This is a genomic window from Actinophytocola sp. (genome assembly GCF_049647105.1).
GTDB lineage: Bacteria > Actinomycetota > Actinomycetes > Mycobacteriales > Pseudonocardiaceae > Actinophytocola.
Window position 1 is genome coordinate 1 of the sequence record NZ_JBARWZ010000280.1, and the last position, 15,137, is coordinate 15,137.

The following is a 15,137-nucleotide window of genomic DNA, read 5'->3' on the forward strand; positions in this document are numbered from 1 at the left end:
GGCCGGGGAACAGCGCTCGCCGGCCGCACGGCCGCGCAGGCACGCGGCCGTCGGCTACTGGCGCACGTTGCTGCGGGCCCTTCCCGACGACATCTTCCCGGTGTCCCGTTCGGCGGGTGAGTCGCCGGGGCGCATCGAGGCGGTCCTGCGGTCGCGGCGCGCATGGTCGAGTCTCGCCGCGGTGAGCGCGGCCACGCGTGTCTCGCCGCAGAACGCGCTGCTGGCGCTGACCGTGGTGGCCGCCGCCGCGGTGACGAGCAGTCATCGGGTGGTGCTGACCCTGCAGTCGGGCAACCGGTTCACGCCCCGGTGGAAGGGGCTGGTGAGTTCGATGAACCAGTACGTACCGCTGCATGTCGACCTGGCCGCAGGCAGCACACCGTTCGCCGGGTTCGCGGGGAGCGTGCAGGCCGCGGCGTTGAAGGCCTACCGGCAGGGGTCATACGACATCGACGTCGTCACCGACCTGGTCCGGTCCGAACGGGACGTGGAACTGGGTTTCGACAACTTCTACAACTTCATGGCGCACGACGTGCCGTCGGTCGCGGGCCTGGCGACCGAGGCGCCGGGACGGATCGAGGAAACGGTTCCCCACCGCCAGATCGGGCCGCGGTTCGACATCAAGGTGCGCAGCGGAGCCGAGTTACCGATCGTCGCGCGGGTCGATCCCGGCCTGCTGCCGAGGGCGGGGCTGCACGGCCTGCTGCGGTGGTACGACGACGAACTGCACCGGCTCGCCGCCTGTCCTGTTGCGACGGTGGACGAGGTACTCGCGAGGTGCGCGCTCGCCGCGGGGAACCGGAGGGCGGCGTGAAGGAGATGTTCCGTGACCGGCTGCGGCTGCTGGCCCTCCTGCCGAGTGCGGGGCGTGGACTGCTGGCCGGCCTGCTGGGCACCTATGTCGTGACCGCGGTCGCGACGGCGGCGACCGCGGTGGCGACGGGCTGGCTCCTCGACAACGCGCTCACCGGGGACGCCGTCGGCGATGTCGTGCCGCCGCTGGCCGTCGTCGCCGTCCTGGTGCTGGCCGGGCAGTGCGTCGAGATCGCACGTGAACCGCTGCAACTGCTGGCCGCGCGCCGGATCGACGGCGCGCTGCGGGCGCGGGTGCGCCGGCTGGTGGCCGAACCGGGCACCATCTCCCACCTCGACGAACCCGCCTACAGCACGGACGTGTCCCGGGCCTGCGAACTCGGCGGCTGGCGGACCAGGACACCGGGTACCGGTGCGGTCGGCCAGATCCTCCTGTCGGGCAGGCTGGCCGGTGCGACGCTCTGCGCGCTCGTGCTCGCGTGGTTCGCGCCACTGCCGGCGGTGGGTCTGCTCGGGCTCACGCTCCTGATGCGGGCGACCATCCGCAGGCAGTGGGTGCGGCTCAGCGTGACCTGGGACGCCCACGCGGGGAACCGGTATCGCATGGAGTACTGGGCCGACCTGCTCACGGGTGCCCCCGCCGCCAAGGAGATCCGGCTCTTCGGCCTTGGCCCCTGGTTCGCGGACCGGCACCGGGCTCAGGCGCGGGGCTGGCTCGATGAGATCTCGTCGCAGCGGCGGGGGATTCTCCGCCGCCAGTGGTGGACGTTCCTGCTCGCGCTGGGCGCCGGGTTCGCGGCCCTGTACGTCCCAGGTGCGGCGCTGGCCGCCGGTGACATCGGCTATGGCGACCTCATCACGATGGTGCTCGCCGCCTGGGGTGTCTTCGCCGCGGGTGCCATGGGCCACGAGGCGTTCGACATCGAGTACGCGATCGGTGCCATGCGGGCGTTCGACCGGCTCACCGAGCACGAGAGCAGCAGCCCGGCGCGCGACACCACCGTGGTGGGTGCCACCGGGCCCGCGGCCATCCGGCTCGAAGGAGTCGGTTTCCGCTACCCAGGAACGGACCGGCTCATCCTCGACGGGCTCGACCTCGAGATCCGCCCTGCCGAAGTGCTGGCGGTGGTGGGGCGCAACGGCGCGGGCAAGACGACGATGCTCACGCTGCTGGCCGGACTGCGCCGGCCAACGGCGGGCCGGATCACGATCGACGGCGTGGACCTCGCGGACATCGACAGTGTCTCGTGGCGCAGGCAGGTCACCATGGTGTTCCAGGACTTCCTGCACTACCCGCTCACGTTCCGGGAGAACGTCGCCCTCGGCGCACCCGAGGTGGAACCCGACGACGACGCGATCCTCGCCTCGGTCGCCGCGGCCGGTGCCTGCGAACTCGTGGACATGCTGCCCGACGGCCTGGACACGCTGCTCACCCGGGAGCACTCCGGCGGCGTCGATCTGTCCGGCGGTCAGTGGCAGCGTGTCGCGATCGCCAGGGCGCTGTTCGCGGTCGCCCACGGCCGGACCGTGCTGGTTCTTGACGAGCCAACCGCCCACCTCGACGTCCGGGCGGAGGCGGAGTTCTACGACCGGGTCATCTCGGCGGTGTCCGGGGTGACCGTGGTGCTGATCTCCCACCGGCTGGCCACGGTGCGCCGCGCCGACCGCATCGTGGTGCTGGACGGTGGCCGGACGACCGAGTCCGGGAGCCACGTCGAGCTGATGGGCCGCGGTGGCCGCTATGCGGACCTGTATCGCCTGCAGGCCAACCGGTTCGCCGCAAGCACGACGGAGGTGTCCACATGAGACGGACGCGTGTGGTCACGGAGATGCTGGGGATCGCCTACGCGGCCGATCCTCGCGCGACGGTCACCGTCCTGGTGCTCGCGTCGATCAACGCCTTCGCGGTCGCGGGAACCGGGCTCAGTGTCCGGCAACTGGCCGACTCGGGCGGTCCCGGCCCCGGCAGGCTGCTGTTCGCGGCCTCGCTCGGCGCGGTGGCCTACGCGGCGATCGCTGCCGTGCACCGGGTGCAGCACAACCTCCAGGTCGACCTGACCGAACGGGTGGACGTGGTCCTCTCCGGGCGTCTTTTCCGCCTGACCTCGACCGTGCCGACGGTCGAGCACCTGGAACGGACGACGTTCCTCGACCGGCTGAGCCAGATCCGGTCCAGCACCGAGACCCTGGCCGGCGCCTGCTGGGGCGCCGCGGGTGCGGCGTCGTCGTTGCTGAGCCTCGGACTCAGCGTGTGGCTGTTGACCGCGGTCCACCCCGCGCTCGTCCTGCTGGTGCTCCTCGCCGTGCCCCCGCTGGTGTTCTCCCGGCGGGCGTCCTCGGCCCTCGGCGACGCGCGGGACCGCACCGCCGACGCCGACCGCCGCGAGGCGCACCTGCACCGGCTGGGCACGCAGGCCGCGGCGGCAAGGGAGCTGCGGATCAGCGGTGGCGACCGCGTGGTGAGCGACCGCGCGAGTGGGTACTGGCAGGCGGTCACGACAGGGCTGGTCCGTGCACAGGGCCGGGCGGCGCTCTGGCAGGCGGCGGGCTGGGCCTGTTTCGCCGTTGGCTACCTCACCGCGCTGGCGTTCGTCGCGTACCTCGTCGCCAAGGGCAGGAGCACTCCCGGTGACCTGCTGATGGTCGCGAGTCTGTCCGGGTACCTGCGCAACCAGCTGCAGACCACGGTGGCCGGGGCGAGCCAGCTCGCCGAGGGCAGGCACACGGTGCGGCACCTGCGGTGGCTCGAGGAGCACGCGGCGCGGACGCGGCACCCGGGCACGGAGCCCCCGCCCGACCGCCTCGACCGAGCCATCTCGCTGCGCGGGGTGAGCTTCACCTATCCCGGGACGGACCGCGAGGTGCTGGCCGACGTCGACCTCGACCTGTCCGCCGGGTCGACGGTGGCCGTGGTCGGCGTGAACGGTGCGGGCAAGACCACCTTGGTGAAGCTGCTGACCGGAATGTACGAACCGACTGCGGGGGAGATCCTCGTCGACGGCGTGCCGCTGCGTGAGCTGGACCTCGAACGGTGGCGTGGCCGGGTCACGGCCGCCTTCCAGGACTTCGGCAAGCCCCAGGTCACCGTGCGGCACGCGGTGGGCATCGGCGATCTGCCCCGTGCGGACGATCGCGACGCGGTGGCGCGCGCGATCGAGATCGCGGATGCCGGTCCGGTCGTCGACCGGTTGCCGTCCGGTGTGGACACCCAGCTCGGGCGGACCTTCGACGGTGCCGAGCTGTCCCATGGACAGTGGCAGCGGCTGGCGCTCGGCCGCGCCGTGATGCGGGGAACGCCGTTGTTGTCGGTGCTCGACGAGCCGACGGCCGCACTCGACCCGCAGACCGAACACGACCTCTACGAACGGTTCGTCGGGGTGGGCCGGGACCGGCGGGCCGACGCGGGCGGGGTCACTCTCCTGATCTCCCACCGCTTCTCCACGGTGCGGATGGCCGACCACATCGTGGTGCTGTCGGCGGGCCGGGTGGCAGAACAAGGCACGCACGACGCGCTCATGGCGCTCGGCGGCCAGTACGCCGAGCTCTACGAGACCCAGAGCCGCGCCTACGCCGCAGGCCAGGAGGACGACGTGCGATGACGGTCCACCACGAGGAGACGACGGCCCTGCCCCTGTCCTTCGCCCAGCGACGGATGTGGTTCCTGCAGTGGCTTTCCGCGCCGCCGTCGACCTACAACCTGCCAGTCGTGCTGCGGCTCACCGGGCCGGTCGACCGCCGCGCGCTCCAGACGGCGCTCACCGATGTCGTCGCCCGGCACGAGCCACTGCGCACGGTGTTCCCCGACCTGGACGGTGAGCCCGTCCAGCACGTCCTGCCGCGATCGGCGGAGCTCACGCCGCTGGTCATGGCGCCGGAGCCGGTGCTGGGTCTCGACAGGGCCCTCCGCGACGCGGCGTCGGCACCGTTCGACCTCGGCACCGGCGTTCCGCTGCGGGCCACGCTGTTCGCACAGGACGACCGCGAGGCCGTGCTTTTGCTGGTGCTGCACCACATCGCGGCGGACGGCTGGTCCATGGCCCCGTTCCTCGGCGACCTCGCGTCGGCGTACCGCGCCAGGGCAGGCGGTGCCGCGCCGACATGGTCCGAGCTACCCGTCCAGTACGCGGACTACGTGTGGTGGCAACAGGATCTGCTTGGTGATCCGGCCGATCCGGACAGCCTGTTCACGCGGCAGGCGACGTTCTGGCGGCGCACGCTCGCGGGTCTCCCTGAGGTGGTGACGATCCCCGCCGACCACCAGCGGCCCTCGGTGGCGAGCCACCGGGGAGCGGCGGTCCCGGTCCGGTGGGACCGCCGCACGCACGCCGCGCTCGGCGAGCTCGGCCGCGCGCACGGCTGCACGGAGTTCATGGTGCTGCACGCCGCACTGGCGGTGGTGCTGGCCCGCCTGGGCGGGGGCACCGACATCCCGGTCGGTACTCCCGTCGCCGGGCGCACCGAGGACGACCTCGACGGGCTCGTCGGGCTGTTCGTCAACACCCTGGTGCTCCGCACCGACCTGTCCGGCGATCCCAGCTTCCGCGAGGTGCTCCGCCGGGTCCGGCGAAGCGACGCCGCCGCGTTCGACAACCAGGAACTGCCCTTCGACGCGCTGGTCGAGTCGCTCGACCTGCCGCGAAGCCTGTCCCACCACCCGTTGTTCCAGGTCATGCTCGCGTTCGAGACCAGCGATGACGCGGTGCCCGACTTCGGAGCGACCACGGCTGCCCGCGTGCCGCTGGATCTCCCGGTGGCGAAGGTGGACCTGACCCTTCAGCTCACCGGCCACCGCGGCGGCCACGGCGAACCCGAGGGAATCGACGGCTACCTCGAGTACGCCACCGACCTGTTCGACGAGCACACCGCGACCGCGCTGTTGGCGCGGCTCGGCAGGCTCCTCGACCTGGTCGTCGCGAACCAGGACCTGCCGATCTCGCGTCTGGACCTGCTCTCGGACCGCGAGCGCCACCAGGTGCTGACCGGGTGGAACGACACGAGCGAGCGGCTGCCAGTGTCCACCCTGCACGCCGAGTTCGAACGGCAGGTCGAGCGCACACCGCACGCGACCGCGCTCGTCGCAGGGGACCGCTCGGTCAGCTACGCCGAACTCGGCGACCGGACGGCGGACCTGGCAAGCAGGCTGGGCGAACTGGGCATCCGGCCGGGCGACGTCGTCGGCGTCGCGCTGCCGCGCTCGGCCGACCTCGTGGTGTCGCTCCTCGCCGTCCTGCGAGCCGGCGCCGCGTACCTCCCGCTGGACCCGGACCTGCCCGCTGCCCGGTTGAGCCACATGGTGCGGGACGCCCGGCCACGGTGCGTGCTCACCGACCGGGTGACCCGCGACGTGCTCCCGCCCGGCACGAACGCCGTGGTGGATCTCGACGGCCGTGCCCTGCGTGGTGACCACCCCGCCGGGCGGCCGACACCGCACCACCCCGCCTACGTGATCTACACGTCTGGCTCGACCGGCACACCCAAGGGCGTGGTCGTCGCGCACTCCGCCATCGACAACAGGCTCCGTTGGATGCAGGACGCCTATCCGCTCGGCTTGGGGGACCGGGTGCTGCACAAGACGCCGACCGGGTTCGACGTGTCGGTGTGGGAGCTGTTCTGGCCGCTGCGCGTCGGCGCCACGCTGGTGCTGGCCGATCCCGGTGAACACCAGGACCCACGCAGGCTGGCCCGCACCATCGAGCGCCACGGCATCACGGTGATGCACTTCGTCCCGTCGATGCTGCGGCCGTTTCTCGCCGAGGTCGTGGACTTCCCCGCCGTGACCCCGAGGCTGGTCGTCTGCAGCGGCGAGGAGCTGCCCCGCGACACCGCGGACGAGTTCCACCGCGTCCTCCCCGGCACGCGGCTCGAGAACCTGTACGGGCCGACCGAGGCCGCGGTCGATGTCACCGCGTACGGGTGTGCGCCCGGCGGTCACGGCCCGGTGCCCATCGGGCGTCCGGTGTGGAACACCAGGGTCCTGGTGCTGGACGCCGGGCTGGGGCCGTGCCCCGTCGGCGTCCCCGGTGAGCTGTACCTCGCCGGGGCGCAGCTCGCGGACGGGTACCTCGGTCGAGCAGGGCTCACCGCGAGCCGGTTCGTCGCCTGCCCGTACGGCGCGGCGGGCGAACGCATGTACCGCACCGGCGATGTCGTCCGGTGGCGGGCCACCGGGATGCTCGAGTTCCTCGGGCGCGCGGACCAGCAGGTCAAGATACGCGGGCAGCGGGTCGAACTCGGCGAGGTCGAGAGCGCGCTGCTGGCCGTCGACGGTGTCGCCGCCGCGGGTGCCGTGGTGCGGGACGACGGCGCGGGCAGAACTCTGGTCGCGTACGTCGCTCCGGTGGCGGGCCGGCCGCTCGACCCGGCGGCGTTGCGGCAGGGCCTGGCCGACCGCCTGCCAGGCGCGATGGTGCCCGCGGTGGTCACGGTCCTCGACGCCCTCCCGCTCGGGCCGAACGGGAAGCTCGACCGGGCGGCGCTCCCCGCTCCGCACCTCGCGGCCTCAGGCGGCCGCCGGCCGGACACCCCGCTGGAACGGCGCCTCGCCGCCCTGTTCGAGGAGGTGCTCGACGTCCCCGGCATCGGCCTCGACGACGACTTCTTCGCGCTGGGCGGTCACTCGCTGCTCGTGGTCCGGCTCGTCCGCCGCATGCGCGCGGACCTGGGTGCCGAGCTGCCGGTGCAGGAGGTGTTCCGAGGACCGACCGTGGCCGCGCTCGCCCGGCGGCTGATGACCGGCGGCGCGTTCCCCGACGACCACCCGGCGCTGCTGACCTTGCGGTCCGGCGGAGGCGGACCGCCACTGTTCTTCCTGCCGCCCGCTGCCGGTCTGAGCTGGTGCTACCTGCGTGTGCTGCCGTACGTCGACAGTGACCGCCCGGTGTACGGGCTCCAGACCCGGCCAGGCGGGCCAGCTCGCTCGGTCGACGAGCTCGCGGCGGAGTTCCTCGTGGAGATCCGGCGGGTCCAGCCACGGGGACCGTACGACCTGGCCGGATGGTCCTTCGGCGGTCACGTGGCGCACGCCGCCGCTGTCCGGCTGCGTGCGGAAGGGGAGCGCGTGCGCGGACTCGTCGTGTTCGACAGCTATCCGAACACGCTGGGCGAGACGCCGCCCGCCGGCGCGGAGCTGCTGGCGGTGGCGCTGACCGACCTGGTCGGCCGCCCGGACGCCTGGCCTGACGGGACCGGCGACCCCAACCACCTGCCCACGAACGTCCTGGACCGGGTGCGGACGGACTTCGCACCGCTTGCCGACGCCGACGACGACGAGATCCGCGCGCACCTCCGGATGGTCATGGAGAACGTGCGGATGCAGGCCAGGTTCTCGCCGGGAACACACGACGGCGACCTGACCGTCGTGGTCGCCGGCCGGGGCCAACCCGCGGATGCGCGGTGGGCGGACGCGTGGGGCGCGTTCGTCAGCGGACGGCTGACCGTCCACACCGTCGACACCGGACACCACCAGATGTTCGACACCGCGTCGGCGGCCACGGGCGCCGCACTGGCGGCCGCGCTGCGCGGCACCGTCCAGCCCGCCGCAGGCAGCGAGGAGGAGCAACCGTGAGCAACCCGTTCGACGACGAGACGTCGTCCTTCCACGTGCTCGTCAACGACGAGCGCCAGTACTCGCTGTGGCCCTCGGGCATTCCCGTGCCCGAGGGCTGGGCGGTCGTCCTCCACGACCGGCCGCACACCGAGTGCCTCGCCCACGTCGAGTCGGTGTGGACGGACCTGCGGCCGCGCGGGCTCGTCGAGGCCATGGCCGCGGCGGACGAGGAGCGGCGGTGAGCACACCATCCGCGGGCGGCTACGCGTCGCCGGTGCGGCTGGTCGAGGACCAGGCTGACCGGACGCCCTCGGCCGTTGCGGTCGAGTGCGGTGGCCGCGTCCTCACCTACGTCCAGCTGAACGCCGCGGCCGACCGACTCGCGTGCCGACTGCGCCGCCGTGGCGTGGGGCCGGAACGACTGGTCGCCTTGATGCTGCCCCGGTCCGTCGACCTGGTGGTCGCCCTGCTGGCGATCGGGAAGACCGGCGCGGCCTACCTCCCGGTGGACCCTCGGCACCCCGCAGAGCGCAACCTCCTCGTCCTGGGCGAGGCCCGCCCGGTGCTGCTCATCGGGGAGGAGGACTCGGTGCCCGGCCCGTACCGCGCAGCCGTGCCGACGCTCATGGTCGGCGCGGACGACACGGATGTCGCGTACTCCGCCGACGAGCCGCCGCCGTGCCGGCCGGACGACCTCGCGTACGTGCTCTACACGTCCGGTTCCACCGGCAGGCCAAAAGGCGTCGCGGTCACCGTGGCCAACCTCGGCTCGATGCTGAGCGCGTTCACCGGCCTGCTCGACCTCGGCGGACACGACCGGCTCCTCGCCGTCACGACGATCGGGTTCGACATCGCGGGGCTCGAGATCTTCGCGCCGCTCCTGTGTGGTGCCCGGGTCGTGCTGGCAACCGACGACGAGCAGCGCGATCCCCGCGGGCTCGCCGCGATCCTCGGTCGCGGGGAGATCACCGTCATGCAGGCGACACCGACGCTGTGGCAGGCGATCGTGGAGTCGGGGCCGGTGAGGTTGGCCGGCGTGCGAGTCCTGGTGGGTGGGGAGGCGCTGCCGGAGAGGCTCGCCGCCTCGCTCGTCGCGGCGGCCCGGGAGGTCACGAACGTCTACGGCCCCACCGAGACGACGGTCTGGTCGACCGCGAGCACACTGCGCCCCGGTGTGCCGGCGGCATCCATCGGCGGACCCATCGAGGGCACCCGTGTGCACGTGCTGGACGGCGAGCTCCGGCCTGCTGAGTTCGGTGAGCTCTACATCGCCGGTCCCGGCGTGGCCAGGGGCTACCTCGGCAGGCCTGGTACGACCGCGGGACGGTTCGTGGCCGATCCGTTCGGCCCACCGGGATCCCGGATGTACCGGACGGGTGACCTGGTGCGGCGAGCCACCGACGGCGACCTCGAGTTCGTCGGCCGCTCCGACGACCAGGTCAAGATCCGTGGCTACCGTGTCGAACTCGGCGAGGTCGAGGCGGTCGCGTCCGCGCGCCTGCCCGTGTCCCGCGCGGTGGCGGCGGTCCGCGAGGACAGCACCGGTGTCCCGAGGCTCGCGGTGTACGTCGTTCCCGTCGCCGGCGCCGACATCGACCCGGTCGCCTTCCGCCGTGTCCTGTCGGGACACCTGCCCGAGTACATGGTTCCGTCCACCGTGGTGGTGCTGACGGAGCTGCCGCGCACACCCAACGGGAAGGTGGACCGTGCGGCCCTTCCCGCCCCCGGTGTGGCGCGGGTGGCGAACGGTGGCGCGCCACGTGACGACCGCGAGGCCGCGTTGTGCCGGATCTTCACCGAGGTGCTCGGCGTGCGGGCAGGACCGGCAGACCACTTCTTCGACCTCGGCGGACACTCGTTGCTCGCCTTTCGGGTGATCGGCCGGATCCGCGCCGAGCTGGGCGCGGAGCCGACGGTCCGCGACCTGTTCGCGGCTCCCACGGCCCGGTCGCTGGCGAGCAGGCTCGACCGTCTCCCGGCCGGCAGGACGCCCCCGGGCAGGCAGTACCGGCCGGACAGGGTGCCGTTGTCGTACGCACAGCGGCGGCTGTGGTTTCTCGACCGGATCGGGTTGCCCGACGGGACGTACAACGTGCCGTTGACCCTGCACATGCGCGGTCCGCTCGATGTCGGCGCGCTACGCGCCGCGCTCGGTGACGTGGTGGCCCGGCACGAGTGCCTGCGCACCGTGTTCCCCGAGGCGGCGGACGGGGAGCCGTGGCAGCGAGTCCTGGACGCCGAGGCGGCCGTTCCCCGCCTGTCCGTCATGGACGGCGAGGACGTGCCCGCGTTCCTCCGCCAAGGGTTCGACCTCGCAGGCGGGCCGGTACTGCGTGCCGGGCTCGTCCGGACCGGCCAGGCGGCGCACCTGCTCTTGCTGGTGGTGCACCACATCGCCTGCGACGGCTGGTCGATGGGACCGCTCGTGGCCGACCTGTGCCACGCGTACGCGGCGCGCAGTGTGGCCGAGGTGCCCGGGTTCGCCCCGCTTCCGCTGCAGTACGCCGATGTCGCGCTCTGGCAACGTACACAGCTCGGCGACCCGGATGAACCCGGGAGCAGGCACGCCCGCCTGCTCGGCTTCTGGCGGACGGCGCTGGCGGGGCTGCCAGAACAGCTGGCGCTGCCCTACGACCGGTCGCGCCCCACCCGCGCGTCCTACCGGGGCGACTCGGTCACCTTCTCGATCGGCGCGGAACCGCACGAGGCGCTCGCCAGGACAGCGCGGCGGGAGGGCGCCACGGTGTTCATGGCGTTCCACGCCCTGCTCGCCGCGCTGCTCACGAAAATCGGCGCCGGCACAGACATCCCCATCGGGACCCCTGTCGCCGGACGGGACGACGAGGCGCTCGCCGATCTGGTCGGGTTCTTCGTCAACACGGTGGTGCTGCGGGCCGATACGTCCGGCGACCCGGACTTCCGCGAGCTGCTGCGCCGTGTCCGGGGTACCGACCTCGACGCGTTCGAGCACGGCGAGCTGCCGTTCGAGTCGCTGGTGGAGGCACTCAACCCGCCGCGCTCGCTGGCACGGCACCCGCTGTTCCAGGTGCTGATGGTCGCGCAGGACACCGGTCCCGCCGCCCGCGCCGCCGCCGGACTCGAGGTGGTGGCCGAGGAGCCCGGAATCGGTGTCGCGAAGTTCGACCTGACCTTCCACCTGGCCGAACGGCCTCCGGTCCACGGCACGCGGTCCGGTGTGGACGTGACGGTGGAGTACTCGACCGATCTGTTCGACGAGAGCACGGTCCGGCGGCTGGCGGCCTACTTCCAGCGGTTGCTGCATGCCGTGCTGGCCACACCGGACGCGCCGGTCAGCGGGCTCGACGTGCTGGCACCCGACGAGCGAAGGCGGGTGCTGATCGAGTGGAACGACACGGCGCACGAGGTCGCTGCGTCGACACTGCCCGGCCTCATCGAGGCGCAGGCGGCCAGGACGCCGGACGTGCCCGCCGTCGTCCACGAACAGGAGTCGGTCACCTACGCCGACCTCAACGCACGGGCCAACAGGATGGCCCGGCTGCTGGCCGCGCGCGGTGCCGGACCGGAAGAGACGGTCGCGCTGGTGGCGCCCCGATCGGTCGACATGGTGGTGGCCCTGCTCGGCGTGGTGAAGACGGGTGCGGCGTACCTGCCAGTGGACCTCGGACACCCCGACGAGCGCATCGAGCTGATGCTCCGCGACTGCGCGCCGATCCTGGTGCTCACCACGACGGACCTCGCGGCACGGATCCCGCCGACCGCCGGCCGGCTCGTCGTGGACAGCGCGGAGGTCGCCGAGAGCCTCGCCGGGCTCGACGGCGCCGACCTCACCGACGCGGAGCGGACCACGCCACTGCTCCCGGAACACCCGCTGTACGTCATCTACACGTCCGGCTCCACGGGCAGGCCGAAGGGCGTGGTGCTGCCCGCCTCGGCCATGGTCAACCTCCTGGCGTGGCACGCCGAGGTGATGCCGGGAGGGACGGGAGTCACGACGGCGCAGTTCGCGTCGCTGGGTTTCGACGCGGCCGCGCAGGAGATCTTCTCGGCGCTGACGTCCGGCAAGACGCTGGCGGTGCCGCGTGATGAGATCCGCAAGGACGTCGACAGGCTGGTGTCGTGGCTGGACCGGTACCGGGTCAACGAGCTGTTCGCCCCCACCCCCGTGGTCGAGGCGGTCGGTGAAGCCGCCCGGCGGCTGGGCGTGGAACTGCCGCACCTGCGGCACATCGCGCAGGCGGGGGAGGCCCTGACGCTGCACCGGTCGATTCGCGAGTTCTGCGCGGCCGGCACCGCGCGGCGGTTGCACAACTACTACGGCCCCACCGAGACCCACGTGGTGACGGGGTGCACGGTGCCGGCCGCCGCGATCGAACGCGGTGAGACGCCGCCGATCGGACCACCGATCTGGAATACCAAGACGTACGTGCTCGACAGTGCACTGCGGCCGGTCCCGGTCGGCGTGCCCGGCGAGCTTTACCTGGCCGGCGTCCAGGTCGCCAGGGGATACCTGAACCGGCCGGGCCTCACCGCCCAGCGATTCGTAGCCGATCCCCACGGGCCGGCGGGGACTCGCATGTACCGCACTGGCGATCTGGCCCGCTGGCTGCCGGACGGTTCGATCGAGTTCCTTGGCCGCACCGACTTCCAGGTGAAGGTCCGCGGTTTCCGGGTCGAGCTGGGCGAGATCGAGACCGTGCTCGCCGGTCACCCCGACGTGGCGAGGGCGATCGTCCTCGCACGGGAGCGGGGGCCAGGTGACAAGCGGCTGGTCGGCTACGTCGTGCCACGGGCCGGTGTGCGCCCCGACCCGGTGGATGTGCGGCGCGCGGTCGCGAGGTCGTTGCCGGAGTACATGGTGCCATCGGCGGTCGTGGTACTCGACACCTTCCCATTGACCCAGAACGGAAAAGTCGACCGAGCAGCCCTGCCGGAACCGGACTACGCCAACGGGGTGCGCGGCACCGCGCCGCGCGGAGAGCGCGAGGCCGCGCTGTGCCGCCTGTTCGCGGCCACGCTCGGCATCGCCGAGGTGGGTGTGGACGACGACTTCTTCGAACTCGGCGGGCACTCGTTGCTCGCGACCAGGCTCATCAGCCGGATACGGGGGGAGCTGCGCTGTGAGCTGAGCATCATCGACCTGTTCGACCGGCCGACGGTCCAGGGCGTCGCCGAACGGATGACCGACGTGCTGCCCCGGCGCCCGGCGTTGCACCGCAGGACATCGGTACGGGTTCCGGACGCCGGAGTGACAAGAGTAGATGGGGGTTTGTGAATGTCCACACAGTACGAACTGTCCGCGGCGGACATCGAGTCATTCCGGGTGAACGGGTTCCTGGAATGCGGGTTCTCCTTCGACGATGCGGAGGTCGAGTTCCTCCGCGAGCTGGCTGACGACGAGTTTCACCGCGACTCGCCTGCCAGGGTGCTCGAGAAGGACGGGCACACCGTCCGGGGCGTCCATGGTTCGCACCTGGTGAACGACGGGTTCGCCCGCCTGGTGCGGAGCCTGCGGACACTCAGGCCCGCGATGGCGGTGCTCGGTGGTGAGGTGTACGTCCACCAGTTCAAGATCAACGCCAAACGCGCGATGGTGGGCGACGTCTGGCCGTGGCACCAGGATTTCATCTTCTGGCACCACGGTGACGGCATGCGGGAGGCCAGGGCGATCAACGTGGCCGTGCTCCTCGACGAGGCCACCGACATCAACGGTCCGCTGCTCGTCCTTCCCGGCTCGCACCGGATCGGCATGCTGGACATCGACAAGCGCCACTCGGACGACGTGTGGGAGACGCACCTGTCGGCGGACCTCGACTACGCGATCGACGCGCCGTTGCTGTCCACACTGACCGCGGACCGCGACATCGTGCCGATCAAGGGGGCGGCGGGCAAGGTCTTCCTCTTCGACCCGCTGCTGGTGCACGGTTCCGGCGCCAACATGTCGCCGATCGACCGACGGATCGTGTTGATCACCTACAACCGCACCGACAACGTCCTGGAAGAGGTCGCCGAACCACGGCCCGAGTTCCTGGCGGCGCGGGACTGCACACCGCTCGTGCTGCTGGACAACGAGAGCGAGGGAGGTTTCGCGCCGGCACGGGTGTGCTGAGCGGGAGATGTCAAGCTGCGTGACAGCGTCGGATCGGGGAGACGTGGGGTCATTCCGCGCGAATGCGGTGAGCGGTCATGAGCAGGCCGGCGATGGTGCGGGCCTCGGTGATCCGGCCATCGACGCACATGGCGACCGCATCGGCCAGTGGGAGCCGTACCGGGCGGAGATGGTGGGTCTCGTCGCCGTCCCGGTGGGCCGGAACAAGGTCGGTGGCGAGGTAGAGGTGCGTGCGCTGGGTGAGGTAGCCAGGACTGAGGTCCATAGTGGACAGGAGCTCGAATCGTCCGGTCAGGCCGATCTCCTCGCTCAGCTCCCTGGCCGCGGCCTGGTCCGCGGTCTCACCATCGTCGATCCCGCCTTTCGGCAGGCACAGTCCTCGTTCGCCGGTGCCGCCGAAGAACTCCTGGACGAGGTGCACCTCGGGGCCAGGCGCGATGGCGACGATCGCCACGCTGTCCCCGCGCTTGTCGACCACCTCCCAGGTGACGACACCGCCGTCCGGCAGCTTGATGTCGCGCTCCAGAACGCTGAACACCCTGCCGTGGAACAAGACCCGCTCGGCCAGCACATCTTCGCGGTCGTCGTTCACCCCGTTCTGCTCCGTTTCGTGGGCGTGGTCGATGGTCGGGGAATTGAAACAGCGGAACCGAATTCGAGATCATGAGGGAGACCATGATGGTATCCAGC

8 protein-coding genes are annotated in these 15,137 nt (G+C 71.8%); 7 read left to right on the forward strand and 1 reads right to left on the reverse strand.

The annotated features are described in order from the left end of the window. From WBA97_RS33040 to WBA97_RS33070, 7 genes are all read left to right on the forward strand, one after another. Positions 1 to 814: hypothetical protein (locus WBA97_RS33040; RefSeq protein WP_424234907.1), on the forward strand; the 814-nt coding region annotated here is incomplete at its 5' end. A gap of 941 nt (positions 815 to 1,755) precedes the next feature. Continuing rightward, positions 1,756 to 2,619: an ABC transporter ATP-binding protein gene (locus WBA97_RS33045; RefSeq protein WP_424234940.1), complete on the forward strand. Its 864-nt coding sequence runs from the start codon at positions 1,756 to 1,758 to the stop codon at positions 2,617 to 2,619. Continuing rightward, complete coding sequence (locus tag WBA97_RS33050) at positions 2,616 to 4,412, forward strand: ABC transporter ATP-binding protein (RefSeq protein WP_424234908.1); 1,797 nt, start codon at positions 2,616 to 2,618, stop codon at positions 4,410 to 4,412. The genes WBA97_RS33045 and WBA97_RS33050 overlap by 4 nt, the downstream gene beginning before the upstream one ends. Next, positions 4,409 to 8,377, forward strand: a complete 3,969-nt coding sequence (locus WBA97_RS33055; RefSeq protein ID WP_424234909.1) for a non-ribosomal peptide synthetase — start codon at positions 4,409 to 4,411, stop codon at positions 8,375 to 8,377. The genes WBA97_RS33050 and WBA97_RS33055 overlap by 4 nt, the downstream gene beginning before the upstream one ends. After that, entirely contained in the window at positions 8,374 to 8,601 is a 228-nt protein-coding gene (locus WBA97_RS33060; protein WP_424234910.1) for an MbtH family protein, read from the forward strand. The genes WBA97_RS33055 and WBA97_RS33060 overlap by 4 nt, the downstream gene beginning before the upstream one ends. Next, on the forward strand, positions 8,598 to 13,613 hold the full coding sequence (locus WBA97_RS33065; protein WP_424234911.1) for an amino acid adenylation domain-containing protein: 5,016 nt from the start codon (positions 8,598 to 8,600) through the stop codon (positions 13,611 to 13,613). The genes WBA97_RS33060 and WBA97_RS33065 overlap by 4 nt, the downstream gene beginning before the upstream one ends. Further along, the gene (locus WBA97_RS33070) at positions 13,614 to 14,447 is read left to right on the forward strand and encodes a phytanoyl-CoA dioxygenase family protein (protein WP_424234912.1); all 834 of its coding nucleotides are present in this window, start codon (positions 13,614 to 13,616) and stop codon (positions 14,445 to 14,447) included. A 49-nt stretch (positions 14,448 to 14,496) separates the two neighbouring features. On the opposite strand, the gene WBA97_RS33075 is transcribed toward WBA97_RS33070, so the two are convergent. Continuing rightward, a complete protein-coding gene (locus tag WBA97_RS33075) occupies positions 14,497 to 15,039 on the reverse strand; it encodes an NUDIX domain-containing protein (RefSeq protein ID WP_424234913.1) in 543 nt (180 codons plus the stop codon). Between the last annotated feature and the right edge of the window lie 98 nt (positions 15,040 to 15,137).